The following is a 23,607-nucleotide window of genomic DNA, read 5'->3' as shown; positions in this document are numbered from 1 at the left end:
GTGGAGTCCGACGTGAGTGCCAACAGCAGACTGACCATCGCGGCGCACACCCTGACATGGATCGGGCTGTATCAGCGGCGTGGCCACGAGGTCGCCACCTCCGAGCAGATCGCGACGAGCGTCAACACCAACCCCGTGGTGATCCGTCGCCTGCTGGGCGAGCTGCGCAAGGCCGGCCTGGCCGATTCACGGCGGGGGGCGGGGGCGGGCTGGATGCTCGCGCGGGACCTGGCGGCGATCACCCTGCTCGACGTCTACCAGGCGATCGAACCGGGACCGGTCTTCGCCCTGCATCGCGCGACACCGAACCCCGAGTGCGTCGTGGGCCACGGCATCGGGCCGGCGATGACCGCCGTGTACGACGATGTGGAGGCAGCCCTGCGCAGGGAGCTGGCCAAGACCACGCTGGAGGACGTGCTGCGGGACGTCTTGAAAGCTGCCTGACCTCGAACCGTCGACTTCCCCTGATCAAGGGGGGGTCGCATTTCACGGCCACCGATGTAACCAAAACAGTTACACTAAGAAATGGGAGAATCTCATGGGACAACTGGACGACAAGACCGCCCTCGTCACCGGCGCCTCCAGCGGCATCGGCCTGGCGATCGCCCGCCGTTTCGCCGCCGAGGGCGCCACCGTCTACCTGACCGGGCGCCGCAAGACCGAGCTCGACGCCGCCGTCGCACAGGTCGGAGCCCTAGGCATCGCCATCCAGGCCGATGCCTCCGATCTCGGCGACCTCGACCGGGTCTTCGCCGAGATCACGAACCGCAGCGGCCGCCTGGACATTGTGGTGGCCAACGCCGGGGTCGGGGAATACAGCCCGCTCGGCACGATCACCGAGGAAGAGTACGACCGCACTGCCTCGATCAATTTCAAGGGCACGGTCTTCACTGTGCAGAAGGCGCTGCCGCTGCTGACGGCCGGCGCCTCGGTGACGCTGATCTCTTCCAACTCTGCCCTGCTGGCCACCCCGGGCCTGGGCGTTTACGCCGCCTCCAAGGCCGCGGTCCGCAGCCTCGCACGCACCTGGGCCGCTGAGCTGGCCGGCCGCGGAATCCGCGTCAACGCTCTTACCCCCGGCCCTGTCGAGACCCCTGGCCTGGCCGAGCTCATCGCCGCTTTTCCGCGCGACGATCGGCCCACCGCGGCCGAGCCCGCCCCGCCGACCCCGCTCGGCCGCTTCGGCCGTCCCGACGAGATCGCCGCTGCCGCCCTCTACCTGGCCAGCGACCAAAGCAGTTTCACCACCGGCGCGGAACTGCTCGTCGACGGCGGCGTCACACAGCTCTAGGCGGCGAATCGGCGAGGCGGGACGCATCGACGCTCCAGGGCCTCCGAGCCGCGTACTCGCGACCGTCTCGCCAGGGCAACGGCTTCAACACAACAAGGAGTGCGTCATGAAGAGCGTGGTCCACTACCGGGCGGGCGATGCGGCAGCCGTCGCACACATCGAGGACCGGCCGGAGGCGCCGGCCCCTCGGGCCGGCGAAATCCAAGTGCGTGTCAGCATCTCCCCGGTCCACCGCGGCGATCTGGTCGCGACGGAGACCGGCCTGCCGGACGGATCCGCGGGGCGCAGGCTGGGCACCGAGGCGGCGGGCGTGGTGACTGCGATGGGTCCATCGGTGCAGGCGCTTCGTGTCGGCGATCGGGTAGCGGTCTTTCCGGCCCCGGGCGCATGGTCCGAGTACATCACCGTGCCGGCCGAGGCCGCCGTAGCCGTCCCGGACTCCCTCAGCGACGAAATGGCGAGCGTCCTGCTCGTCAACACCATCACCTCTCGTGACGTGCTCCGTGCGGTCGATGAGCTGAGGGCTGCCGCGGCAGCGCCGAGCGATTCTCCACTCCTCGTGTCGGGGGCCGCGTCCGCCGTCGGCAAGCTCATCGTTCAGCAGGCCCGCGACCGTGGCTGGCCCGTTGTCGCCGTCGTCCGCAGCGACCGTGCTGCGTCAACGGTCCGCACAAACTGGCCGGACGTGCCCGTCGTGGTCTCCGGAAGCGGCGGCTGGCAGCGCGAGCTGGAGGGGGCGGTCGGCGGGAGGCCGGTGCCGGTCATCGCCGATGCGCACGGCGGTCCCTTCGTGCGGGAGATCCTGCCCTTTGTCGACGATGGCGGGACGCTGGTCGTCTGGGGCGATCTAGCCGCGCAGCCGTGGACGCTCTCGACGTTGGAGCTGCTCATGCGGGAACTGAAGGTCCGCGCGGTGAGCATCACGCGCTGGGCGACCCGCCCTGGGGATATCCGGGCCGCCGATCGGCGGGCCGCCCTCCAGATCGCCGCGCAGCATCCACACCTTCTCGCCGTTCATGCCGCCTACCCGCTCGACGAGCTGCCGAGCGCCATCTCGGCGGCGCGGACCAGCGGCACCGGCACCGTACTGCTCAAGCTGAACTGACCAAGCCTGGACCGCAGGGGAGCAGTGACCGCATGGAATCCAAGACCATCGGCACCATCGGTGCGGGAGCACCAGCACAAGCCGTGGCCGCCCACGCGGCACGCGCCGGGCACCCGGTGCTGGTCAGCAACAGCCGCGGCCCCAGCACACTCGGCGACGCCGTCGCAGCCATCGGGCCCGGCGCCTCGGCGGCCACGTTCGAAGAAGCGGCGGCGGCCGACCTGGTCCTGCTCGCCGTCCCGTTCGGCGCGGTCCCCGCGGTCGGGCGGCGGCTCGGGGACTGGACGGGCCGAGTGGTGGTCGACACGACCAACCAGTTCGCCCGGTCCGACCCCTACCGCGGCTTCGCCGACGTCTCGCCGCTGACCGGCAGCGAGTGGGTCGCCCAGCAACTGCCCGGCGCCACGCTGATCAAGGCCCAACGCCGTGTTCGCCACCTATACGGCTCCCGATCCCCGGCACCAGGACGGCAACCAGGTCGTCTTCCTCGCCAGTGACGACGAGAGCGCCAAGACCCCCTTCACACGGCTGCTGACCGAATTCGGGTTCGCGCCGGTCGACCTTGGCGCGCTGCGCGAAGGCGGGGCGCTCATGCAGCTCGGCGGGCCGCTGAGCGGCAAGCACTTCCTGTTCCAGGGCTGAGGCCCGACCGACACCCTCAAGAGACGAAGAGACAAAGGACAAGAACGATGGCACCAGATACTCAGACCTCGCGGACCGTGGCCGAGAAGTTCCTGGAGCGCCTCGGCAGGCAGGACCCCGACGGCATCCAGGAACTGTTCTCCGAGGAGATCGACTGGCACGTCCCCGGCAGCGACGCACTGCCCTGGACCGGGCGCCGTACCCGCCGGGAGGAGGTCGCGCCGTACTTCACCACCATGTGGCCGCACTTCGCGCACGGCCAGAGCAAGGTCGTGCTGGAGCGCTTCATCGTCGACGGTGGTGACGTGGTGCTGCTGGCGGTCTTCACGCACACCGCCGTGGCCAGCGGCAAGGAGTTCACCACACCGGTGGCCATGCACCTGGCGGTCGAGGACGGCCGAATCGTTCGCATGCACCTGTACGAGGACACACTGACCGTCGCCGAGGCGTTCAACGCCGGCTGAGCGGAGGGCACTCAGGGCCCGCGGCCCGGGACGGCCCGGCCGGACATGTACGCACAGGGTCAGCCGAGACACAGCCGAAGCCGAAACGGAGAGCAGAACTCGCCCCCAGCCAATTGCTGCCGGTCAGCACGTTGGGGCCGTCGGCCTTCGGCGATGACTGCCGACCAGGTCCCCCAGCGTCGCCAGGCCATCGGCCGGTGTCGCCATGTCGACCAGCGTGCCGCCCGCCGGGCCCGCCGCGCTGGGAACTTGACCGGCGCCCACGAACTTTCGCCCCCCACCGTGTTCCGCCGGTCTCCGGCCTCCTCGCCTGGCTGAATGGTGTTCGCAAACGATGGCGAGCTCAAGCGGCCAGCGCATCACCGCTGTTCAGGAGTCAGCGTAGACCTCTGCCGGAGTGCGATAGCCGTGAGTCTTACGCGGACGATGGTTGAGCTCGTGGGCGATGGCGTCCAGGTCGGCCTGGCTGAACGTGCGGAGGTCCGCGCCCTTGGGCAGGTACTGCCGAAGCAGCCGGTTGGTGTTCTCGTTGGTGCCTCGCTGCCACGGGCTGCGCGGCTTGCAGAGGTAGACCGGCATTCCGGTTGCGGCGGTGATGGCCTGGTGCTCGGCCATCTCCCGGCCCCGGTCCCAGGTGAGCGTGCGCCGCAACTGGGGCGGGATGCCGAGGAGACTTCTGGTGAGGTGCGGCGCGACCTGCTCGGCCTTGATGCCGTCGGGCAGCGCGACGATGGCCGTGTAGCGGCTGGTGCGCTCGACGAGCGTGGCGACCGCCGAGGGGCGGGTGCCCATCACGAGGTCGCCCTCCCAGTGGCCGGGAGCCCTTGCGGTCCTCGACCTCGGCGGGGCGGGCGGTGATGGGCACCATGCCGCGGATAATGCCCCGCCCGGTGGGCCGACGGGCGATCTTCGGACGGCGCATGGGTCTTCCTGACCGTAGCCGCTGGGCGAGGCTGCGGTCGATCGCCTGGCACCGGCGTGGGTCGTAGAGCGCACCTTCGCCTGGCCCCACCAGTTCAAACGCCTGCGCATCCGCTACGAGACACGCGCCGACCTCCACCAGGCCCTGCTCCGACTCGCCTGCAGCAGCATCTGCTTGAGCCGCCTCCGCACCTCATTCTGAAACGATCAGTCATCGAACCTGAGCACGAGCCATACCCCTGTTCGAACTGGTGGGAAGTGACCGCATGGATTGCCGAAGATTTCTCCCTGTCGTCGGCGCCGGCATGGGGTCGGATGTCCCGAAACGGAGGGCGTGAGGGGGCGGATGGCGGGGCAGGCACGGGCTCGCTCTGTGTTCACGGGAGGTGGACACTCGCATAATGACCCGTTCCCGTGCCTGCACTGCGTTCCGCGGCAGCAACTACGACTGAAATGCGATACGACGGCTTATCAGACGCAGATGCCGGGAGATCGCTTCATGCAATGACCCTGCGCGGCTGACGCCGGCACCACAACCGTGACCATGCAGAGAACCGCAGCCTCGGCGAGCGTGCCATGACCGTCCGGAAAGGCTGCAGAATCCTGCGAAATCTCCGCTGCAGCACCCCCGGATCGCCGCCGTATTTCCGGGCCGTCGTCGCCCTCGAACTCGCCGGCTGATCAGAATGGAAAACGTTCACCAAAGAAGCTCAATCGGCGGCGTTCAGGGACAGTGACTGGTATTTCAGATACACCTCTGCCATTATTTGTTCATTGTCCCTGACGCGCAAGAAACCGGTCAGCAGCGAGTAAAGGCATTCCATGGCCCGCTCATTCTGCTCCGGTGTCAAACGGTTGAGCTGCAGCCAACTCTGAAAGCTGAAGTCAGGAACGGCTTCTTTGGGAACTTCCGCCACCCAGGAAGCGCTGCTGTGCTTACCTTTGCGTACGGTGAGCCATTCGTTGAATCCGTGCAGCAGGCTGCCGCCGCGGGCTTGGTCGAATCCCAGCAGGTAAGTAGTCGTCGGGTAGTAGGCGATGGACTGACCGCCTCGTCCGGTGAACCCGTCGTACACCCGGCCATTGAGCGCCACATTATTGGATTCACTGGCTACCTATCTTCGGTTGTCGACGGTCGAATACGGCTCGCCGTCGAATATCTGAGGGGGTGGGCATAACCCTCGCAGTCGCGATGGTGAATAAGGTGCCCGGATGGCCGCAAGAAGACCTTATTGCACGTTTCATTCGATTTGTTCATTCTTCGCGATCGCCTTGCGCTTTTGCGCTGCATACCCTCCTGCCTGCGCCTATCTCCGGCCCAACTTGCGTGGTCGTCATGGAAGTTGTGTGTTGACTGTGAGCATCCGTGAGGTTACGGTGTGGGTCGTCTTTGCATTCCGTTGCTCAACGGGGGGCGGCATTTCGATACGAGACTGTCGCGCCCGAAAGGAGTGTGCGGTGTTTTCCCGCACCCGGATCCTTCTTGCTTTCGGAGTCGTTGCCGCACTCGGTGCAGCCGCCGGAATTCCACTTGCCGCCGCCGACGATTCCTCTGTGAGAACTTCCACAAATGCACCGCCCTACATAGTGGAGCAATTCGGCTACCCCGGCGCCGCCGACATCCCGGCCACCGAGGGCGTCAAGCTGAAGAAGGGGGACGGACACGTCCTGCTGGCGGACTGCGACGCCACGACCGACCAAATCAAGATCCACACGGTCAAGGACGACACGGTCGGCCGGAAGGGCAACTACTGTTTCCGGGCCACCGCCCCAAGCGGCTACCTGACGCTCGAATTGCCACGAGTCTTCGCCCTGGAGACGGGGGAGCATCCCATCAGCGCCGACCTCACCGCGAACGGCGAGACCACCACGGTCGACATCGCCGAGGGCGGTTACAGGAGCGTGGGTGAAGGCACCGTGGGCGGCGCCCGGTCCGTACTGGTCGAAATCCGCGTCACCGGCTAGGCGCATCGATCTCCGACGACGGCGTCCACGACGTCTGGATCATGAGCTGGAGCGGGCAACAGGATGTCCGTTTCGACATCACGGCCGAGCTTGCCTTCCTCGCAGTCGAGATCTCCAGGGCTTACGGCATCTGGATCGCGTTCTCTCCCCTGAAGGCCACCGTCGTCAACGCGCCTGCCGACGGCTCCACTGGCTGCGGCGAGTCCGGCGATCCGACGGTACTCGTCAAACCGCACGTCCCGGACTGATCAACCCTCCTCTGGCGCAAGGCCTTCCGCCGGTTCACGGCAAGTCCCGCCGCATGCGCTCACTCGCCTCTGTCTGAAACAGGAACAACTGTGCCCTCTCCACGTCGCCGCAGAGCGCTGACCAGCAGTCTGACGATCATGACGCTCACCTGTGCGGCCGCTCTGCCCCCGCTGTCGGCTCAGGCGGTCACCGGGCCTGGCGCCACGGCCCGATCCCGCTCCTTCACCGCCCGCCTCGTCATCGGCGCGGACGACACCATGCGTGCCTGCTCGGCCGTGCTCGTGGACAGTCAATGGCTGCTGACCGCCTCCAGTTGCTTCGCCGACGACCCGAACAACCCGACCGCCCTCGGCGCCGGAGCGCCGAAGCTCGTCACCACCGCCACCATCGGCCGCACCGACCTCACCTCCACCACCGGGCAGGTACGCAAGGTCACCCAACTGGATCCCCGTACCGACCGGGACCTGACACTGGCCCGCCTGGACCGGCCGGTCACCGGCATCACCCCCGTTGCCGTCGCCACCGATGCGCCCGTCACCGGTGAGGAACTGACCATTGCCGGCTACGGGCGCATCGGTGGCGACGGCCGGGGCACGGTCGGTACCCGCTCCGCCATGTGGCCCACCATCGGCTGATCCGCTGAAGCGTGCTTCGGGCTGTTCGGGCTCAGCAGCTCAATAGCCCCTCAAACCACTCACGCACCACTGAACCACCAGGGAACACCACCGTGCCTCACCTACGCCCGCGCGCTGCGCTGACGAGCACCCTGCTCGCCGCAACGCTTGCCACCAGTGCGTTCACCGTCCTACCCGCCCAAGCCGTCGCCCCAGCCGCCGGCACCACGTACGCCCACACCGCACAGCTGATCATCGGTGACCACGAACGGGGCTGCTCCGGTGTCCTGGTCGACGCCGCATGGCTGCTCACCGCCACGAGCTGCTTCGCCGCCGACCCGGCGACGAGCCTCGCCGTCGACGCCGGTGCGCCCAAGGAGACGGTCACCGCCACCACCGGCCGTACCGATCCGGCCAGCGCCTCCGGCGCGGTGCGTCAGGTCGTGGAACTGGTGCCGCGCACCGACCGCGATGTGGTCCTGGCCCGCATGAACCGGCCGGTCACCGATGTCGCGCCCGCCACCCTGGCCACCACCGCACCCACCGCCGGGGAGGAGCTGACGTTCGCGGGCTACGGCCGTACCAAGGACGAATGGGTGCCGCTGAGCCTGCACACCGGCACCTACACCGTGGACTCGGCCGCCGCCACCACGGCTGCCGTCACCGGCAAGGACGCCGCCGCGAGCATGGGTGACTCCGACGGTCCGGTCCTTCGCGGCACCGGCTCCACCGTCCAGCTGGTCGCCCTCAACAGCCAGTCCTTGCAAGGCGGTTGCTTCGGCACCGAGGCCACCCGGACCAGCACCGCGGGCGTCACCGCCCGGGTCGACGACCTGAAGCCCTGGATCGACTCCGAGGCCGGCGCCCCCGCGATCACCGACTTCAACGGTGACGGTGTCGAGGACATCGCCGTCGCCGATCCCGAGGCGAGTGCGGGCGGGGACGCCGGTGCCGGCCTGGTGCGGATCGTGTACGGCGGCGGCAAGGGCACCGCCCAGATCGACCAGGACCTGGACTGGGCGCCCGGCGCGGCCGAGGCGAACGACGGCTTCGGCGAGGCGCCGGCCACCGTCGACTACAACGAGGACGGCTACACCGACCTGGTGGTCGCCGCCCCGGGAGAGGCCCTGGACGGCGCCGCGAACGCGGGCATGGCCGACGTGCTCTTCGGAGGCCGCAGCGGACTGAGAACCGGTGCGGTGAAGAACAAGCACCTGGAGCAGGGCGCGGGCACCGGTTCGATCCTCGCCTCGGCCTCCGAGGCCGGCGACCGCATGGGCCAGACCCTCGCGGCCGGCACCACGGCCGCAGGCCGCCCCTGGATCCTCATCGGCGTACCGGGCGAGTCCGTCGGCACCGAGGCCGAGGGCGGAATGGCCTTCTACGTCTGCGGCGACACCAGCCGCACCCTCCACCAGGACCTGCCCACCGGAGTGCCCGGAGTGGTCGAGGCCGGCGACGAGTTCGGTGCCGCCGTCGCGGGCGACGAGAACTTCTTCGCCATCGGCGAGCCCGGCGAGGCCGTCGGCACCGCGGCCGACTCCGGCACAGTGGCCCTCTTCAGCCACACCCTGGACGCGGACGGCCGGCCCACCTCCATCGGAGGCATCGACCAGGACGACAGCGCGGTGACCGGTGCCGCCGAGGCGGGCGACGAGTTCGGCGCCGCCCTGGCCATGACCGCCTACCGCGCCACCGGTTCGGCCACCGCCGACTCCTCGATGCTGGCGATCGGTTCGCCCGGTGAGACCACCGCCGTCAACGGCGCCGACAAGGCCGACGCCGGCCGTGCGATCCTGGTTCGGATCAACTCCGACAGCACCTGGGACTACCTGCGTGAACTGCGTCAGCGCGACGGGGAGGGCATGGTCTCGGGCACCTCGGAGACCGGGGACCGGATGGGCGAGAGCCTGACCGCGATCAACACCGCTCCGCGCAACGTCGCCACCACCGCCACCCTGCTGGTCGCCGTGGGCACCCCGGGCGAGGCGATCGGTACCGCAGCCGAGTCCGGTGCGATCCACGTCTTCTCGATGCTGGGTGCGGCCGGTGACAACGACCTGTGGATCGAAGCCGGCGACGGCGACGGCATCCCCGGGGCCCCCGCCGCGGGCAGCCGTCTGGGACAGAGCATCCACTTCACCGGCACCCATCTGTACGCCGGCATGCCCTACGGGCCCAGCACCTACGGCGCCCTGCACGCCCTGCCGGTCGGCAACGTCGTTCCCGGCGGCACCGACAAAACGGTGACCACCTACCAGCCCGGCGCCGGCGGCCTGCCCGCGACGGGCACCGCTTTCGGCCACGCCGCGCGCTGAGCCGGCACGACCGTCGGCCACCAGCCACTTCCCGCAGGTCGTCGGCCGGTCGGCACGGGGCTCCCGGAACACCTTCGGGAGCCCTCCGGGCTTCACCGGCCCGACTCCCCGTCGACACCCACCCCCGCACCACCCAGGAGACCACATGTCCGGCGCGCTGCACCGCCTCGTCCGTCCCGTCGCGCTCGCCGCGACGACCCTGCTGCTCGCCTTCGCCGGCCTGCTGGGCGGCACCGCCCCGCCGGCATGGGCGGCCACCAACCGGACCGGCTGGGTGTTCAACCAGCCCGACGGCGCGGTGGAGGAACAGCAGGCGATACGGCTGCGCATCCTCGGCCTCATCGCCGACGCCGCACCGGGCTCGGACATCAAGGTGACCGTCTACCAGTTCTGGGACGCCGAAGTCGCCCGTGCCCTGGTCGCCGCGCACACCGAACGCCAGGTCGACGTGCAGGTCATGCTCGACGAGGGCAGCGTCAGCAGCAGGCCCGAGTCCACCACCTACAGCATTCTCGCCACCGCCCTGGGCACCGACCGCAGCCGGCCCTCGTTCGCCGGGATGTGTCCTGTCGGCAAGTCCTGCCTCGGTGATCCCGCGCTCGGCGACTCCATCAACCACAACAAGTTCTGGCTCTTCTCCGACACCGGCGGCGTCAAGGACGTGGTGGTGCAGACATCCTCCAACTTCACCACCGCCAGCTGGACGAAGATGTACAACGACGCCTACGTCGCCGCCGACCCGGTCCTGCACGCCTCCTACAGCGCGTACTTCGCCAAGCTCGCCGGCATGGACTGGGACTCCTGGACCTACACCACCCAGCCCACCTCCGGCCCGTACAAGCCGTACTTCTTCCCGCGGGCCGGTACCACCGCGAGCACGGACACCGTGGTCGGCATCCTCGACAACATCACCGGCTGCACGTACACCGACGCCGACGGCGTCCGGCGCACCACCGAGATCCGCCTCGGCATGTTCCTGTTCACCCGCACCGCCGTCGCCACGAAACTCGCCGCCTTGCGCTCCCAGGGCTGCGGCGTCTCGATCGTCTACTCCTCGGCCGGCGCCACCGTCTGGAAGACGCTTCATTACAGCGGTGGCCCTGCCGTCCGCTGCGAGAACCACGAGGACGACACCGACCCGACCAACAGCCGCAGGCTCATCCACTCCAAGTTCCTGCTGATCGAGGGCGCGTACCTGAGCAAGCCGGACAAGCTCGTGTGGACCGGCAGCCACAACTACAGCAACCCCGCGCTGCGTCGGAACGACGAAGCGCTGCTGAAGATCGACGACGACGCGGTGCACGACGCGTACGCCGCCCGCTTCGCCGACATCTTCGGCGCCGCGCGGCCCGGCATCGCCGATGACACCCCCGAGTGCCGGGGCTCCGTCGCCACCCGCGAGCAGGGTACCCTCGCCGCTCCGTGACCGGGTGGTCCGCCGCCCGACGGGCGGCGGACCACCCGCGCCGAACCATCCGCATCATCAGGAGGGACGCTTATCCATGGGCAGGCACACCCGTACCGCACTCCCCGGTCGGTTCCGCACGTGGCTGGCGGCGGGAGCCGTGGCACTGACCGCGGCCGGCGGTGTGCCCGCCGCCCAGGCCGCCGACAGCGCCCCCGCCGCCTCCCGGCCCGACTTCGACGCCGACGGCAGTACCGACCTGGTCGTCGGCGTACCGCAGGACGACTCGAGCACGGGCAGGGTCACCGTGCTCCCCGGCAGCGCGAGCGGTCCGAACGCGGCTGCCCGCAAGACCCTCACTCAGGACTCGCCCGGCGTGCCCGGCGCCGACGAGACCGGCGACCGCTTCGGCGCCGCAACCGCCACCGGCGACATCGACGGTGACGGCCGACTCGACCTGGTCATCGGCGCCCCCGGCGAGGACGACACCAGCGGCCACGCCGACCGCGGCGCGATCACGGTACTGGACGGCGCCAGCGGCATGACCGAGGGCTTCTCCTTCACCACCACCTCACCGTCCACCCCGGCCGGAGTCGGCGTCGGCGCCGCCGTGACCGTCGGCGACTTCGACGACGACGGCAAGGGCGACATCCTCGCGGTCGGCGAGGGCGACGGCGGCCAGGGCTTCCAGACGATCCGCGCCGACGACGGGACCCGCAGCACCATGCTGCTCTCCGACGGCGCCATCGACCACACCGCCGCCGTCAGCGCCGACTTCGACGGTGACGGCTACGACGATGTCGCGATCAACTTCCGCGACCACCTGGGCAAGTCGTACGTCATGGTCGAGCACGGATCGCCGTACGGCCTGCAGAGCGGCCGGCTCCTGGAGACCCCCGGCGGACGCTCCCTCGCCGTCGGCGACCTCGACGGTGACGGCCGCGACGACCTGGTCATCGGCCAGGCCGCGACCGCGGAGTCCAAGGCGCATGCCGGCGGTCAGGTCACCGTGGTGTACGGCCGTGCCCGCGCCTCCACCGAGATCGCTCTGGACGCCGCGACCGCGCGCACTGTTCACCAGGACAGCCCCGAAGTCCCCGGCGCAGCCGAAGCCGGCGACGCCATGGGATCCGCGGTCGCCGTCGCCGACTTCAATGGCGACGGCAGGATGGATGTCCTCACCGGCCTGCCCGGCGAGGACACCGTCAACGGCGCCGACGTCGGCATGGCCCTGCTGCTGTCAGGGACCGGTACACGCGACGGGCTGACCGGTACCGGCAGCGTCCTGCTCTCCCAGGACACCGGTGCCACCCCCGGCGTCGGCGAGCCCGGCGACCGATTCGGCTCCGACGTCGTCCTCACCGATCTCACCGGCACCGGCGGGCCCGACCTGGCCATCGGCATCAGCGGTGAGAACGACGGCGACGGCAGCATCCTCCAGATCGACAGCGCGGCCGGCGTCTACAACCTGGCCAGCGGGGTCTACTACGGCCGCACCACCATCGGCACCACCTCCGGCGCTCGACTTGGCACTGTACTCGCACTGGCTACAAGCAGGGCGAGCGCTCTCGTGTGATCTGCCGGCCGAAGCGGCACGCCGACCACGGACGAGGTGGCAGACGCAGTTTCACCTGGAGCGGGTACCGCGATCTGCTGATCGCCGCCCATCAACAGCTCGGTGCCCCGATCGTGCTCGTCCGGGATCATCTGAACGTGCACAAAGACACCCGGCTGCGGAAGTCCATCGATTCCCGTGCCTGGATCACCCACTACTTCCTGCCGGCCTACGCACCCGGTCTGAACCCCGTCGAGGGAATCTGGTCCCTGCTGCGGCGCAGCAGCCAGGCCGACACCGCCTTCACCGATCCCGAGCAGCTGATGCGTAGCCTCCGACACGGCCTCCGCCAGATCCAGTACCGCAGCGACGCCATCAACGGCTGCCTCGCCGGAACCGGTCTCACCTTGACGACACCACGGCAAAAAGGCCAGTGACTGGGATCTGATCCGCCAGCAGTACGACCAGATCGTGGAGTACACCACCGCCCTGCGCCCGGGCACCGCCGAAGCCGAGCAGGTCCTGCGCCGCTTCACCCGCGGTGGCCCCAAGCACCCCACCTACCAGGCGATCGAGGAGCTGAGCCGGGCGGTGCGTACGGCGTTCGTTTGCGACTACCTCGCCGACGTCGAACTGCGCCAGGAGATCCACGAGGGCCTGCAGGGCGTGGAGGACTGGAACTCCGCGAACAAGGACCTCTTCTACGGCAAGGACGGCGACCTGGCCGGACAGGACAAGGAGTCCCAGGAGGTATCGATGCTCGCGCTGCATCTGCTCCAGTCCGCCCCGGTCCATGTCAACACGCTGCTGATGCAGCAGGTCCTCGCCGATCCGAGGTGGGCTGGCACCCTCACCGGCGCGGACCGGCGGGCGCTCCCCCCGCTGTTCTGGACCCATGTGAATCCCTACGGCCGGTTCGAGCTGGACACGAACAGACGCCTCGACCCGGACCTGACCGCCCGGGACGCCGTGCCCGGGCCGCGCGCGCCCGAGGGTGGACCGGCGGCGGCCCTGGGGTGAGGAGCTGGGGTTCCGATCGCCTACGAACAGCATCTGGTCACCAGCACCCTCGCCGCATGACGACACGAACAGGTGTCCACTTCACGGGGGAAGGTTCAGTCGGCGTGTTTCGTGGGCCGCGACAACCTCCTGGTGCGAGCACCTTGACGCCGTCGCCGCCGAACTCGATGGCCGCCCACGCAAAACGCTCGGCCGGGAAACCCCAGCCGAGCGCCTGCATGAACTGCTCGCGGCCTGAACGACACGACCACGTGTTGCAGCGCCCCCGAAACCGCCGTGGTAGCGGGCCTTACGCCCTTGGCGGGACGGCAGACGAGCTCAGAGCTGGGTTTCGCCGCCGTCCACGGCCAGCTCGACGCCGGTGGTGTACGTGGCATCGAAGGCGAGGAATGCGGCCGCCTTGGCGAACTCTTCGACGGTGCCGTAGCGCTTCATGGGGTTGCTCGCGGTCCGTTCCGCCCTGAACTGGTCGGCGGCCTCTTTGGACAAGTTCATCGTCTCCAGGATCCCCGAGTCGATGGGACCCGGGCTGATCGCATTGACACGGATTCCCCGCGGAAGCAGCTCGCGGGAGAAGCTGCGGGCCATCGAGCGCAGCGCCGCCTTGCCGGCCGCATAGACGCTGGTGTCCACCATGCCGATGACGTTCGCGATCGAGGTGGTGAGGACGATGCCGGCGTTCGCGCTCAGCAGCGGAGCGAGCTTCTGCACAGTGAAGAAGGCGCCCTTGACGTTGATCGCGAACAGCTCGTCGTACACGTCCTCGGTCGTCGACTCGAGGGGCGTGAGGGGTGAGATGCCGGCGTTGACGAACAAGGCCTCGATCGAGCCGAGCTCGCTCTTTACACGGCCGGCGAGCATATCCAGGTCGGACAGTGAGGCCACATCCGCCCGGACGGCCACGGCATTCCCGCCGAGCCGCTCGCGTGCCGCGTCGAGCTTGACCTGAGAACGGCCGGTGATCACCACGCGGGCTCCGCCTTGCACCAGCAGCTCCGCCAGCGCGAGCCCCATGCCGCTGCTGCCACCCGTGATCACCGCGTTCTTGTCGCTGTACCTACCCATACCGAGGTTGCTCCGTTCCATCATCAAAAACATGTCGATATATCTGGATGTCGCCGTTCATGAAGCGAATCAGCCGAGGGTTTCGATCCTCATGTCGCCTGCGGTGACCGTGCGGATGTGATCGCTGGCGAGCAGGTCGTGCGGATTGCCGAGGTCGATGGCGCTGACCTCGTCGAGGCGGGCCAACTGGGAAGGAGTGAGGTCGACCTGCAGGGCGCCCAGGTTGTCCTCCAGCTGCGCGATGGTGCGGGCGCCGATGATGGGTGCCGTCACGCCCGGGGCGTTCAGGGTCCAGGCCAGTGCGACCTGGGCGGGTGTGCGGCCCAGCTCCGAGGCCACCTCCTTCACCGCATCGGCAATGGCGAGGTTGCGGTCGGTGACCCATCCCAGGGCGACGTTGAGGCTCTTGCGGTTGCTGGCGGTTTCGCCGGCAACGGAGCCCGCCTGGTTCTGGTCCTCCCGGCTGTACTTGCCGGTGAGCACCCCGCCGCCCAACGGGGAGAAGGGGACCACGCCGAGTCCCATCTCGCGTGCCATCGGGATCAGGTCACGCTCCGCGGTGCGCTCGATCAGGCTGTACTCGGTCTCCAGTGCGACCAGTGGCGACCAGCCGCGCAGGTCGGCGATTGCCTGCATGCGCGACACCTGCCAGGCCGGGGCGCTGGAGATCGCCACGTACAGCACCTTGCCCTGCCTCACCAGGTCGTCCAGGCCCCGCAGGATCTCCTCCACCGGCGTCCTGAAGTCCCATACGTTCACGTAGAGCAGATCGATGTAGTCGGTGTTCAGCTGCCGCAGACTGGCTTCCACCGACGCCAGCATGCTCTTGCGGTGGGTACCCCCGGAATTCGGGTCACCGGGCTGGCGCAGCGTCGAGTACTTCGTCGCCAGCACCATCTTGTCGCGGTTGGCGCGGGCGAATTCGCCGAGCAGCCGCTCGGAGCTGCCGTTGGTGTAGGTGCTGGCGGTGTCGAAGAAGTTGCCGCCGAGCTCGGTGTAGCGGTCGAAGAGCTTGCGCGCCTCGTCGCGCTCGGCGCCCCAGCCCCACTCGGTGCCGAAGGTCGCCGTGCCCAGCGCCAGCGGTGAGACCCGGAGTCCGGAACGGCCCAGCAGCCGATAAGTGTCGAGAGTGAGTGCCATCGTGTTCTCCTGTGAGGTGCGGTTCGTGGCGTTCGAGAGGTGCGGATCGGTGGTCGGCTCGCCCGGGCTTCAGGCGCCGAGCCCGTAGCCGCCGGCCACGGTGATGTCCTGGCCGGTGATGTAGCCGGCGGCGTCCGAGGCGAGGAAGGCGACTGCTTCCGCGACCTCCTGGCTGGATCCGAAGCGCTCGAAGGGGATCTTCGAGCGCATGGCGTCCCGGCCGCTCTCGGGCACCCCCAGCTTGTTGAGCAGCGGGGTGTCGGTGACCCCGGGGCTCACGGCGTTGACGCGAATCCTGCGCGGGGCCAGTTCGAGCGCGAGCGAGGGCAGCATGGCCAGCAGCGCGCCGCGTGTCGCCGCCCCCACCGTGGCGCCAGGGGTGCCGCGACGGGATCCGATGCCGACGGTCAGCACGATCGAGCCGCCGTCGTTCATGAGGGGAAGGGCCTTTTGGAGGGTGAAGTACTGGCCCTTGAAGTTGAGGTCGGCGTGCTCGTCGAACGATTCCTCCGTCACCTCGGCAACCGGTGCCGGACGGAAGATCCCGGCGTTGAGGAAGAGCAGGTCCAGCGATCCGAACCGCGCCGACACCGCTGACATCAGGGCGTCGGTGTCGGAGAGCACGCGCCCGTCGGATCGGACGACGAGCACGTCGTCGGGGAGCTCGGATCTTGCTCGTGCGAGGGAATCGGGATTCTGTCCGGTGACCGCGATCTGGTAGCCGCGGGCGTGCAGCAGCTCGGCCGTCGCTCTGCCGATCCCGGTCGTTCCCCCGGTGATGAGGGCTGTAGGCATGGCAAACCTTTCGTCGCTGAAGCGACGGGTGAGACCACCCGTAATCGGGGAACTCCCCGTTTCTCTCACCGTACACTGAACCGGGGACATCCCCGAATCGTTCCCGAGCCTCATCCGACACTCACGATTGCGACGGTCATGACACCTCCACGCAGCACCCTGCGAACCGACGCGCAGCGCAACCGCGAGCGGCTGATCGCCACGGCCGCCGAAGCCTTCGCGTCCGGACGCGCGATCTCGCTGGACGCGATCGCCAAGCGCGCGGGAGTGGGGAACGCCACCCTGTACCGGCACTTCCCCACCCGAGAGGATCTGGTCGAAGAGGTGTACCGGGACCAGATCCGGCCCTTGCGCGAAGATGCGCGCACCCTGCTGGCCACCAAGCCGCCCGCGCAGGCCCTCCACGCGTGGATGCTCCGATTCGCCGACTGGGCCGGTGAACGACGCGGCATCTGCGAGGCCCTGGTCGCCATGAGCGCTTCCGGCCGCTTCGGCACCGGACCGGTCTGCGACGAGGTCCAGCAGGTCCTGGCGATGGTGCTCGAGGCCGGCGCCACAGCAGGAGAACTGCGCAGCGACATCGACCCGGTCGAGGTAGGCGGCATCCTCGCCGGTTTGCTCTCCGTGGCCGGCGCACCCGAGCAGCGCCCCCAGCTGAACCGAATGCTGGACGTCGTCGTCGACGGACTCAGGCTCCGCTAAGCGATACGCCAGCGGTTCGGCGAGGCGTCGGCCTACGCCGGACGGCATGGCTGCGGCCGCGGCGGTCGTGACGCCCCAGACCTTGGTGAGGACCGTCGGGATGGTTGCCTACGTCCGGCTCGTTCCCCGCCTCGCGAGGGAGTGTCTGATCAACGGCGGATCTGCTGATCGAGGGAGAGACGCCAAGTGGGCAAGTCGATGGCCGAACACCGGCCTGCGGGAGGGCCGGTTGGTGAGGCGGTGCCGGCGGCGCGTCGGACGAGCAGTTCGTCGCGATGCTGGTCGACCGGGCCCGGAGCGCGGGGCTGCGGCTGACCGGTGAGGGCGGGCTGTTGCAGATGCTGACCAAGCGGGTGCTGGAGTCCGTCTTCGCGGGCGAGATCACCGACCATGTCAGCTACGAGAAGCACGATCCGGCCGGGAAGAACAGTGGCAACAGTCGCAACGGCACCCGGGCCATGACCGTGCTGACCGATGTCGGCCCGGTTCAGGTGAGGGTGCCGCGGGACACCGAGGGCGGCTTCGAGCCGTGAGAAGCGTCAAGAAGCGGCAGCGCCGGCTGACCGGCGTCGACGAGATGGTGCTGTCGCTGTCCGTGAAGGGCCTCACGCACGGGGAGATCGCGGCGCATCTGGCCGAGGTCCATGGCGCCGAGGTGTCCAAGCAGACCCTTTCCACCATCACGGAGAAGGTGGTGGAGGGCATGGCGGAGTGGCAGAGCCGTCCGCTGGACCGTGTTTATCCGGGTTTGTTCGTCGATGCCATCAACGTCAGGATCAGGGACGGGCAGGTTGCCAACCGCCCGGTCTGTGTCGTGATGGCGGTGACCGTGGAGGGTACCCGCGACATCTTGGGCATCTGGGCCGGTGACGGAGGTGAGGGCGCGAAGTACTCATAGTAGGCCCTGGGTTGGGACGACACTCTCCGTGAGGGGTGACGGACGTCGTCCCCCGAAGACCTGGGGAGGCATGTGATGACGGAGTTTGTCGGTGGTCTGTCGCAGGCCGAGTACATGACGCGAGTGCGGGACCTTCCGCAGAGTCGGTGCCTGGGCATCACCGTCAACCGCGCCCGCAGCTACGGGGCCCCCACGCACCCGCCTGGGCCCACGCCCTGGACCTTGCCCTGCAAGCCGGCCGCGATCCCGACCTCGAGCACGGCACCGCCATGGCCTACCGCTACGGGCGCTGCCGCTGTCCCGACTGCCGCGCCGTCAAGGCCGCCGCCCGCCGTTGAACTGCCGCGGCGGACGGTGGGGCAGCGGTCGATTCAGCTTCCGCGCGGGGCTTTGTGGCGCAGGCCGTCGAGGAGGAGGCTGGTGATCTGCCGGGCTTCGTCGAGCCATCCCTCGGACACGCGCATGGCGCAGATGCCGCCCAGGGCTCGCAGCAGGGTGGGGCCGGTGACGTCGCCGCGGACGGTGCCGGCCGCGTTGCCCGCGTCGAGCAGCAGGGAGAGGGCGTCCGCCATGCGGGTGCGTGCGTCGTCGAAGACCGGTGAGTCCGTCGCCATGATGTTCTCCAGTGCGACGGACATCCCCTTGCCCACAGCGGCGTGGTCCACGAGCAGCAGCAGGAAGCGCCGCAGTGCCTCCTCCGGGGCGTACTGGTTCAGCAGGTCGCCGGGCGCGGCGCACAGGTCGTCGACCTCCTTGCGGTAGACCTCCTTGATCAGCGCATCGCGGGTCTCGAAGTGGCGGTAGAGCGTGCCCACGGCGACGCCGGCGCTGCGGGCGATGTCCTCCACGTGCGCGTCGGTGTCGCCGCCGAGGAACGCTTGGCGGGCTGCGGACAGCAGTGCTTCGCGGTTGCGTCGCGCGTCGGCGCGCAGTGGGCGTGATGACGGCAAGGAACCTCCATAAGGTGAGTCCGGTTCCGTTTATGTGTACTGTTTCCGGAGTCAGGTTCATCTTACGGAGGAGATACCCCATGCCGAACATCGACGAGGGCCTGGACGGCTTGCGAGTGCTGGTCACCGGCGGCAGCCGGGGCTTGGGCGCGGCGACCGTGCGCCGCTTCGTCGCCGCAGGTGCGACCGTGCTGACGGCCTCCCGCAGCCGGCCCACGGAGGACAGCGGCGCCGCCTTCATCCCGGCGGACCTCTCGACACCGGAGGGGGTGGCCGAACTCGGCCGCCGAGTCGTCGACCAGGTGGGCGGAGTGGACGTGCTCGTGAACAATGCCGGCGCGGCGAGCGCCCCGGCGCCGACCCTGAGCCGGTCCGACGCGTCCTGGCGGGCGGACCTGGAGATGAACCTCCTCAGCGCCGTGCGCCTGGACCGGGTCCTGGTGCCGGGGATGGTCGAGCGGGGCTCCGGCGTCGTCGTGCACGTCTCCTCGATCGCCAGCCAACTGCCCCAGCGCACGGAGGCGTCCTACGCCGCCGCCAAGGCCGCGCTCAACGCCTACAGCCGCGAACTGGCCACCGAGGTCGGCGAGCACGGAGTGCGCGTGGTGTGTGTCCTTCCCGGCTTCGTCGCCACCGAGGGTGCCACCGCCCACCTCCAGCACATGGCCGACCAGCAGGGCGTCACCGTCGAGGAGGTCACGCAACAGATCGTGGACCACCTCAAGGTCCCCATGGGCCGCCCCGGGGACCCCGAGGACGTCGCCGAGATGATCGCCTTCCTCGCCTCCGGCCGCGCGAAGTGGATCACCGGAGCGCAGTTCCGCGTCGACGGCGGCATCATTCCGACCGTCTGAACACCGACCAGTACCAGCGCCCAGAACAGGACCATCGCCATATCCATCACCCTGAGTTCCGTGATCATCGACGCTGCCGAGATCGAGGCGGAGAGCGCCTTCTGGCACCGGCTGCTCGGCGGCTCGATCACCCGCACGCCGACCCATCACTTCATCCAGGCCCCCGATCTCCCGGTCATCGTCGTCCAGTCCGCCCCCGAACACGTCGCTCCGAGCTGGCCGGACGGCACCTCCCAGCAGATACACCTCGACTTCGACGTCGAAGACCTCGCGACCGCCGACCGCACGGCCACCGACTCCGGCGCCACCCGACTGCGGCCCACTGAGCAAATCACGCCCGAGACCCGCACCAGCAGCCGCGTCTACGCCAGCCCGGCGGGACACCCCTTCTGCCTACGGGCGACCTGAAGCCGCCCCGTACTGCAGCCGGGCCTTCGCCGACGCCTGCCGAAAGGTCGGCGTGGGAGTGTCAACTAAACGGGTCTGGCGCACATCCGGTGGTAACCGAGCGTGACGAGCATCATGGATGATCATGTTGCTCGTGAACTCCCTGTGGACATGGTGTTTTCAGAGCTGTCTGCGCTGGTCAAGGAGCCGGCCGGCCGGGCGGCGGTGCGGGTGCTGACGGTGTTGCCCGTAAGGATGTCGCGGCACACGGCCCTGCGCGTGCTGATGGACATTCCCCTGCCGAAGAGGGAGGTCCCCGAGGCCGTGGGGCGGACGACTTCGCTCCGGCGCGCAGGCACCGTTACGGCACGATCCTCGTCGACGCCCGCACCCGGGAACGCATCGATGTCCTGCCCGATCGTGAGACTGCGACCCTGGAGGAGTGGCTGCGCGGGCATCCGGACATCCAGGTGGTGTGCCGTGACGGCTCTCCCGTCCATGCCGAAGCGGTCCGCCGGGCTCCCCGTCCGGTATGCCTGCATGATCTGCCCGCGCTTGCCGTGGCGAATGTCCCGGGCGAGCTTGTGGCGGGACTCCTGCACGGTGAGCTGCAGGTTCATCGGCCGTCGGTAGGTGTCGTCGACCGGGTCGACCACGCGCAGCAGGTGCAGGGTCTTGGCGATCCGCCCGTACTCGGCGAACGCGGTACCGAGAGGTGTGGGTCGTCCCTCGCGGCCGGACATCCGCAGCAGGTCGTACGCCCGCACCTGCCCGGTGACCAGGGACCCGGCCACCCGCAGCATGTCCGGCCACTGGGTGACCACCTTGTTCAGGTTGGCCTTGTTGCAGGCCGGTGGCTCCAGCGGACCGTACCCACCGGTGCCGCCGCCGCTTGCTTGGCTTCCAGCACCGCCCAGGTGCGTTTGCCCCATGGCCGGACGTGGGCGCCCAGGCGGTCACAGCCCCACCGGACGGCCAGCTCCTCCACCAGGAGCAGACCCCGGCCCGGGTCCTCATCGGGGCCTGGTACGCGCGGGGCCGGCGGTGCGCTCGTCACTTTCCGGTGGCGTGCTGCCCAGCCTCGCGCGGGCGGAGCAGCACGGCGGTCAGGAGGGCTGTGGCGGTCAGGCCGACTGCCGCGATGACGGCGACGGCGGTGAAGCCGTGATCGTAGGCCTGCCGTGCGGCGTGCAGCACAGTGTCAGCGGTCGGGGAGGGCAGGTGTGCCGTGACATCCTCGGCTGCGGCGAACGACTCCTTGGCGTCGGCTCGCCGGCCCGGTGACAGGCCCGGCACCGGCGGCAGGCTGGTGCGGTAGACAACGGTCAGGGCGGTGCCGAGGACGGCGATGCCGAGGCCGGCGCCGAGTTCGAAGGATGTCTCCTGGATGGCGGCGGCTTCGCCGGAGCGGTCGGGCTCCGCGGCGCTCATGATGGCGTCGGCCCCCAGGGTCATGACGATGCCGGCGCCGTATCCCGCAGCGAGCAGCGGCAGGAGGAGCAGGTCGTAGCGGGTGGTGTCGCTGAGGACGGCGATGGCCGCGTACGCGAGGGCGAAGAGGGACAGCGCTGCGGTGAGCGCCTTGCGGTTGCCCCACTGGTTCGCCGCCCGGGGCGCGGTGACCGCGCCGACGGCGTTCGCGGCGGCCAGGGGCATCAGCGACAGGCCGGCGAGGAGCGGCGAGTAGGCGCCCACCTGTTGCAGCCATTGGGTGAGGAAGAACAACAGGGCGACGTAGCTGCCGAAGCAGCCGATGACGCACAAGGTGGCGGTGGTGAAGCGGCGCTCGGTGAAAAGGGAGAAGTCGAGCAGCGGCTCCGCGAGGCGCCGCTGACGGTGGACGAAGGCGTACAGCAGTGCGGCCCCGCCGAAGGCCGTGCCGAGGATCGAGGTGTTCACGCCCGCGTGCTCGCCGGCCTGCTTGAGCGCGTAGACCACACCGGCCAGGCCGGTGACGGACAGTGCCACGCTGGTCAGGTCCCAGCGGCGTGGCACAGGGTTCTTCGATTCCGGGATGACGCGGGCTCCGACGGCCAGGATGACGACGATGACGGGCACGTTGACCAGGAAGACCGCGCCCCAGCCCCACTCCTCGGCGACCAGTCCGCCGAGCAGTGGTCCGATCGTCGCCCCTACGCTGTGGGCGGCGGTCCACACGCCGATGGCGAGAGCCCGCTCACGGTCGTCCGTGAACACCACCCTGATGATCGCCACCGTCGACGCCATGATCATCGCCGCGGCGACGCCGAGTGCCGCGCGCGCGGCGATGAGCTGCCCGGTCGATGTCGCGAAGGCGCACGCCGCCGAGGCGAGGCCGAAGACGGCGAAGCCGCTCAGCACCATGCGGCGGCGCCCGATGCGGTCCCCCAGTGTCCCGCAGGTGACGAGCAGTGCGGCGAGCGCCAGCGAGTACACGTCGACGATCCAGAGCAGCTGCGCGGCGCTGGGCCGCAGATCGCGGCTCATGCTCGGCACGGCGACGTGCAGCACGGTGAGGTCGATACCGCACAGCAGCAGACTGCCGGACACCACGGCCAGGACCAGCCACCGCCGCCGTGGCGCGGCGGCCGGCTGCTCCGCCTTGCGCGGCGCGCGCAGCGGCGCGGACGCATCCCTGTTCAACATGGTCTCAGTTTCGGTAAGTATCGACACGAGTCACAAGTACGGTCTTTCGTGTCCCCTACTGTCATTCGGTATACCAATGGAGGTCAGTTGTGCGTTCCAGCATCGAAGAAGCGCCGGATTACTGCGCGATCGAGTTCGCCATGGAGGTTCTGGGAGGCCGGTGGAAACTGGCCATCCTGAAGCAGTTGGTTCCGGGGAAGCGTCGCTTCGGCGAGCTCCGGCGCGCCATGCCGGCCATCACCCAGCGCATGCTGACTCGGCAGCTGAGGGAGTTGGAGGCCGACGGTCTGGTGACGCGGACCGTCTACCGGGAGGTTCCGCCGCGGGTCGAGTACGCGCTGACCGACGTCGGACACAGCCTGGACTCCATTACGGAACAGCTGGACAAGTGGGGCCGTTGGTACCAGGAGACGGTGCGCCGTCCGCAGTCGCCGCCCGGCCCTCCCCCAGGGCTTGATCAAGTTCCCTGAGCGTCGAGGTTGTTGATGATGCCCAGGAGTGGGGGGGGGCTCGTTCGGGTTGGTCGCGGATTGCCCGGGTGGTTTTGGCGATGTTGTCGGCGCCGAGGGTTTTGAGCAGGCCGATGGCGAGGTTGCGGAGGGTGGCCATGGCGCGGGGTGCGGTGCCGGTGTGGATGGTGGA

The 23,607-nt window shown here is 69.1% G+C and carries 23 protein-coding genes and 6 pseudogenes; 21 read left to right on the top strand and 8 right to left on the bottom strand.

From position 1 onward, the window contains the following. The first annotated feature begins 12 nt into the window (after positions 1–12). From IE271_RS18950 to IE271_RS18930, 6 genes are all read left to right on the top strand, one after another. A complete protein-coding gene (locus IE271_RS18950) occupies positions 13–444 on the top strand; it encodes an Rrf2 family transcriptional regulator (RefSeq protein WP_190191534.1) in 432 nt (143 codons plus the stop codon). A 94-nt stretch (positions 445–538) separates the two neighbouring features. Further along, entirely contained in the window at positions 539–1,291 is a 753-nt protein-coding gene (locus IE271_RS18945; protein WP_190191533.1) for an SDR family NAD(P)-dependent oxidoreductase, read from the top strand. A 106-nt stretch (positions 1,292–1,397) separates the two neighbouring features. Next, complete coding sequence (locus IE271_RS18940) at positions 1,398–2,396, top strand: alcohol dehydrogenase catalytic domain-containing protein (RefSeq protein WP_190191532.1); 999 nt, start codon at positions 1,398–1,400, stop codon at positions 2,394–2,396. A 32-nt stretch (positions 2,397–2,428) separates the two neighbouring features. Beyond that, positions 2,429–2,893 carry an NAD(P)-binding domain-containing protein gene (locus IE271_RS18935; protein WP_229919420.1) on the top strand — a complete coding sequence of 155 codons (465 nt, stop codon included), beginning with the start codon at positions 2,429–2,431 and terminating at the stop codon, positions 2,891–2,893. After that, positions 2,823–3,038, top strand: coding sequence for an NAD(P)-binding domain-containing protein (locus tag IE271_RS42110; RefSeq protein ID WP_229919419.1), 216 nt, complete (start codon positions 2,823–2,825; stop codon positions 3,036–3,038). The genes IE271_RS18935 and IE271_RS42110 overlap by 71 nt, the downstream gene beginning before the upstream one ends. A gap of 47 nt (positions 3,039–3,085) precedes the next feature. Next, positions 3,086–3,502, top strand: a complete 417-nt coding sequence (locus IE271_RS18930) for a nuclear transport factor 2 family protein (protein WP_190191531.1) — start codon at positions 3,086–3,088, stop codon at positions 3,500–3,502. A 343-nt stretch (positions 3,503–3,845) separates the two neighbouring features. On the opposite strand, the pseudogene IE271_RS44350 reads toward IE271_RS18930, so the two are convergent. Next, positions 3,846–4,496 (bottom strand): annotated as a pseudogene (locus IE271_RS44350) (IS30 family transposase); the annotation flags it as partial. On the opposite strand from IE271_RS44350, the pseudogene IE271_RS18920 reads away from it, so the two are divergent. Further along, positions 4,482–4,625: pseudogene (locus IE271_RS18920) on the top strand (transposase); the annotation flags it as partial. The pseudogenes IE271_RS44350 and IE271_RS18920 overlap by 15 nt on opposite strands. 508 nt (positions 4,626–5,133) lie before the next feature. Here the strand turns inward: IE271_RS18920 and IE271_RS18915 are convergent. After that, positions 5,134–5,517: a hypothetical protein gene (locus tag IE271_RS18915; protein WP_190191530.1), complete on the bottom strand. Its 384-nt coding sequence runs from the start codon at positions 5,515–5,517 to the stop codon at positions 5,134–5,136. A 460-nt stretch (positions 5,518–5,977) separates the two neighbouring features. On the opposite strand from IE271_RS18915, the gene IE271_RS18910 reads away from it, so the two are divergent. The 8 genes and pseudogenes from IE271_RS18910 to IE271_RS18875 all read left to right on the top strand — a co-directional run bounded on the left by IE271_RS18910 (position 5,978) and on the right by IE271_RS18875 (position 13,549). After that, on the top strand, positions 5,978–6,388 hold the full coding sequence (locus tag IE271_RS18910) for a hypothetical protein (RefSeq protein WP_229919418.1): 411 nt from the start codon (positions 5,978–5,980) through the stop codon (positions 6,386–6,388). A gap of 41 nt (positions 6,389–6,429) precedes the next feature. Beyond that, entirely contained in the window at positions 6,430–6,636 is a 207-nt protein-coding gene (locus IE271_RS18905; RefSeq protein ID WP_190191529.1) for a hypothetical protein, read from the top strand. Between the two features lie 90 nt (positions 6,637–6,726). Beyond that, a complete protein-coding gene (locus tag IE271_RS18900; protein ID WP_229919417.1) occupies positions 6,727–7,272 on the top strand; it encodes a trypsin-like serine protease in 546 nt (181 codons plus the stop codon). Positions 7,273–7,364: 92 nt separating this feature from the next. Then, the gene (locus tag IE271_RS18895) at positions 7,365–9,569 is read left to right on the top strand and encodes a trypsin-like serine protease (RefSeq protein ID WP_190191528.1); all 2,205 of its coding nucleotides are present in this window, start codon (positions 7,365–7,367) and stop codon (positions 9,567–9,569) included. 145 nt (positions 9,570–9,714) lie between these two features. Next, positions 9,715–10,995, top strand: a complete 1,281-nt coding sequence (locus IE271_RS18890; protein WP_190191527.1) for a phospholipase D-like domain-containing protein — start codon at positions 9,715–9,717, stop codon at positions 10,993–10,995. Next, on the top strand, positions 10,931–12,550 hold the full coding sequence (locus IE271_RS18885; protein ID WP_308435188.1) for an FG-GAP and VCBS repeat-containing protein: 1,620 nt from the start codon (positions 10,931–10,933) through the stop codon (positions 12,548–12,550). Before IE271_RS18890 ends, IE271_RS18885 begins: the two co-directional genes overlap by 65 nt. Next, positions 12,523–12,966, top strand: a pseudogene (locus IE271_RS18880) (transposase); the annotation flags it as partial. The gene IE271_RS18885 and the pseudogene IE271_RS18880, both read left to right, overlap by 28 nt. 34 nt (positions 12,967–13,000) lie before the next feature. Then, complete coding sequence (locus tag IE271_RS18875; protein ID WP_229919416.1) at positions 13,001–13,549, top strand: Tn3 family transposase; 549 nt, start codon at positions 13,001–13,003, stop codon at positions 13,547–13,549. 318 nt (positions 13,550–13,867) lie between these two features. Here the strand turns inward: IE271_RS18875 and IE271_RS18870 are convergent, their stop codons facing one another. The 3 genes from IE271_RS18870 to IE271_RS18860 form a co-directional block, all read right to left on the bottom strand. Next, positions 13,868–14,614, bottom strand: a complete 747-nt coding sequence (locus IE271_RS18870; RefSeq protein ID WP_190191621.1) for an SDR family oxidoreductase — start codon at positions 14,612–14,614, stop codon at positions 13,868–13,870. A 69-nt stretch (positions 14,615–14,683) separates the two neighbouring features. After that, positions 14,684–15,754, bottom strand: a complete 1,071-nt coding sequence (locus IE271_RS18865; RefSeq protein WP_190191525.1) for an aldo/keto reductase — start codon at positions 15,752–15,754, stop codon at positions 14,684–14,686. 69 nt (positions 15,755–15,823) lie between these two features. Next, positions 15,824–16,549 (bottom strand): SDR family oxidoreductase, encoded by a 726-nt coding sequence (locus tag IE271_RS18860; RefSeq protein ID WP_190191524.1) that lies wholly within the window; start codon positions 16,547–16,549, stop codon positions 15,824–15,826. A 138-nt stretch (positions 16,550–16,687) separates the two neighbouring features. Between IE271_RS18860 and IE271_RS18855 the strand changes: the two genes are divergently transcribed. Both IE271_RS18855 and IE271_RS18850 read left to right on the top strand, forming a co-directional pair. Further along, positions 16,688–17,251, top strand: a complete 564-nt coding sequence (locus IE271_RS18855; RefSeq protein ID WP_190191523.1) for a TetR/AcrR family transcriptional regulator — start codon at positions 16,688–16,690, stop codon at positions 17,249–17,251. Between the two features lie 275 nt (positions 17,252–17,526). Next, positions 17,527–18,143: pseudogene (locus IE271_RS18850) on the top strand (IS256 family transposase); the annotation flags it as partial. Between the two features lie 377 nt (positions 18,144–18,520). Here the strand turns inward: IE271_RS18850 and IE271_RS18845 are convergent. Next, complete coding sequence (locus IE271_RS18845) at positions 18,521–19,099, bottom strand: TetR/AcrR family transcriptional regulator (protein ID WP_190191522.1); 579 nt, start codon at positions 19,097–19,099, stop codon at positions 18,521–18,523. A gap of 80 nt (positions 19,100–19,179) precedes the next feature. Between IE271_RS18845 and IE271_RS18840 the strand changes: the two genes are divergently transcribed. From IE271_RS18840 to IE271_RS43970, 3 genes and pseudogenes are all read left to right on the top strand, one after another. Next, positions 19,180–19,953 carry an oxidoreductase gene (locus tag IE271_RS18840; RefSeq protein WP_190191521.1) on the top strand — a complete coding sequence of 258 codons (774 nt, stop codon included), beginning with the start codon at positions 19,180–19,182 and terminating at the stop codon, positions 19,951–19,953. 39 nt (positions 19,954–19,992) lie between these two features. After that, a complete protein-coding gene (locus IE271_RS18835) occupies positions 19,993–20,361 on the top strand; it encodes a VOC family protein (protein WP_190191620.1) in 369 nt (122 codons plus the stop codon). Between the two features lie 350 nt (positions 20,362–20,711). Further along, positions 20,712–20,822, top strand: a pseudogene (locus IE271_RS43970) (hypothetical protein); the annotation flags it as partial. Here the strand turns inward: IE271_RS43970 and IE271_RS18825 are convergent. Continuing rightward, positions 20,817–21,227: pseudogene (locus tag IE271_RS18825) on the bottom strand (Tn3 family transposase); the annotation flags it as partial. The pseudogenes IE271_RS43970 and IE271_RS18825 overlap by 6 nt on opposite strands. 166 nt (positions 21,228–21,393) lie before the next feature. Next, positions 21,394–22,965 (bottom strand): MFS transporter, encoded by a 1,572-nt coding sequence (locus IE271_RS18820; protein WP_190191520.1) that lies wholly within the window; start codon positions 22,963–22,965, stop codon positions 21,394–21,396. Positions 22,966–23,054: 89 nt separating this feature from the next. Here IE271_RS18820 and IE271_RS18815 point away from each other — a divergent pair, with 89 nt between their 5' ends. Next, entirely contained in the window at positions 23,055–23,435 is a 381-nt protein-coding gene (locus IE271_RS18815; protein WP_190191519.1) for a winged helix-turn-helix transcriptional regulator, read from the top strand. Positions 23,436–23,607 lie beyond the last annotated feature (172 nt).

Source organism: Streptomyces minutiscleroticus, assembly GCF_014650875.1.
Lineage (GTDB): Bacteria > Actinomycetota > Actinomycetes > Streptomycetales > Streptomycetaceae > Streptomyces > Streptomyces minutiscleroticus.
The sequence above is the reverse complement of the archived record's forward strand: the minus strand, read 5'-3'. Positions and strand labels throughout refer to the sequence as shown.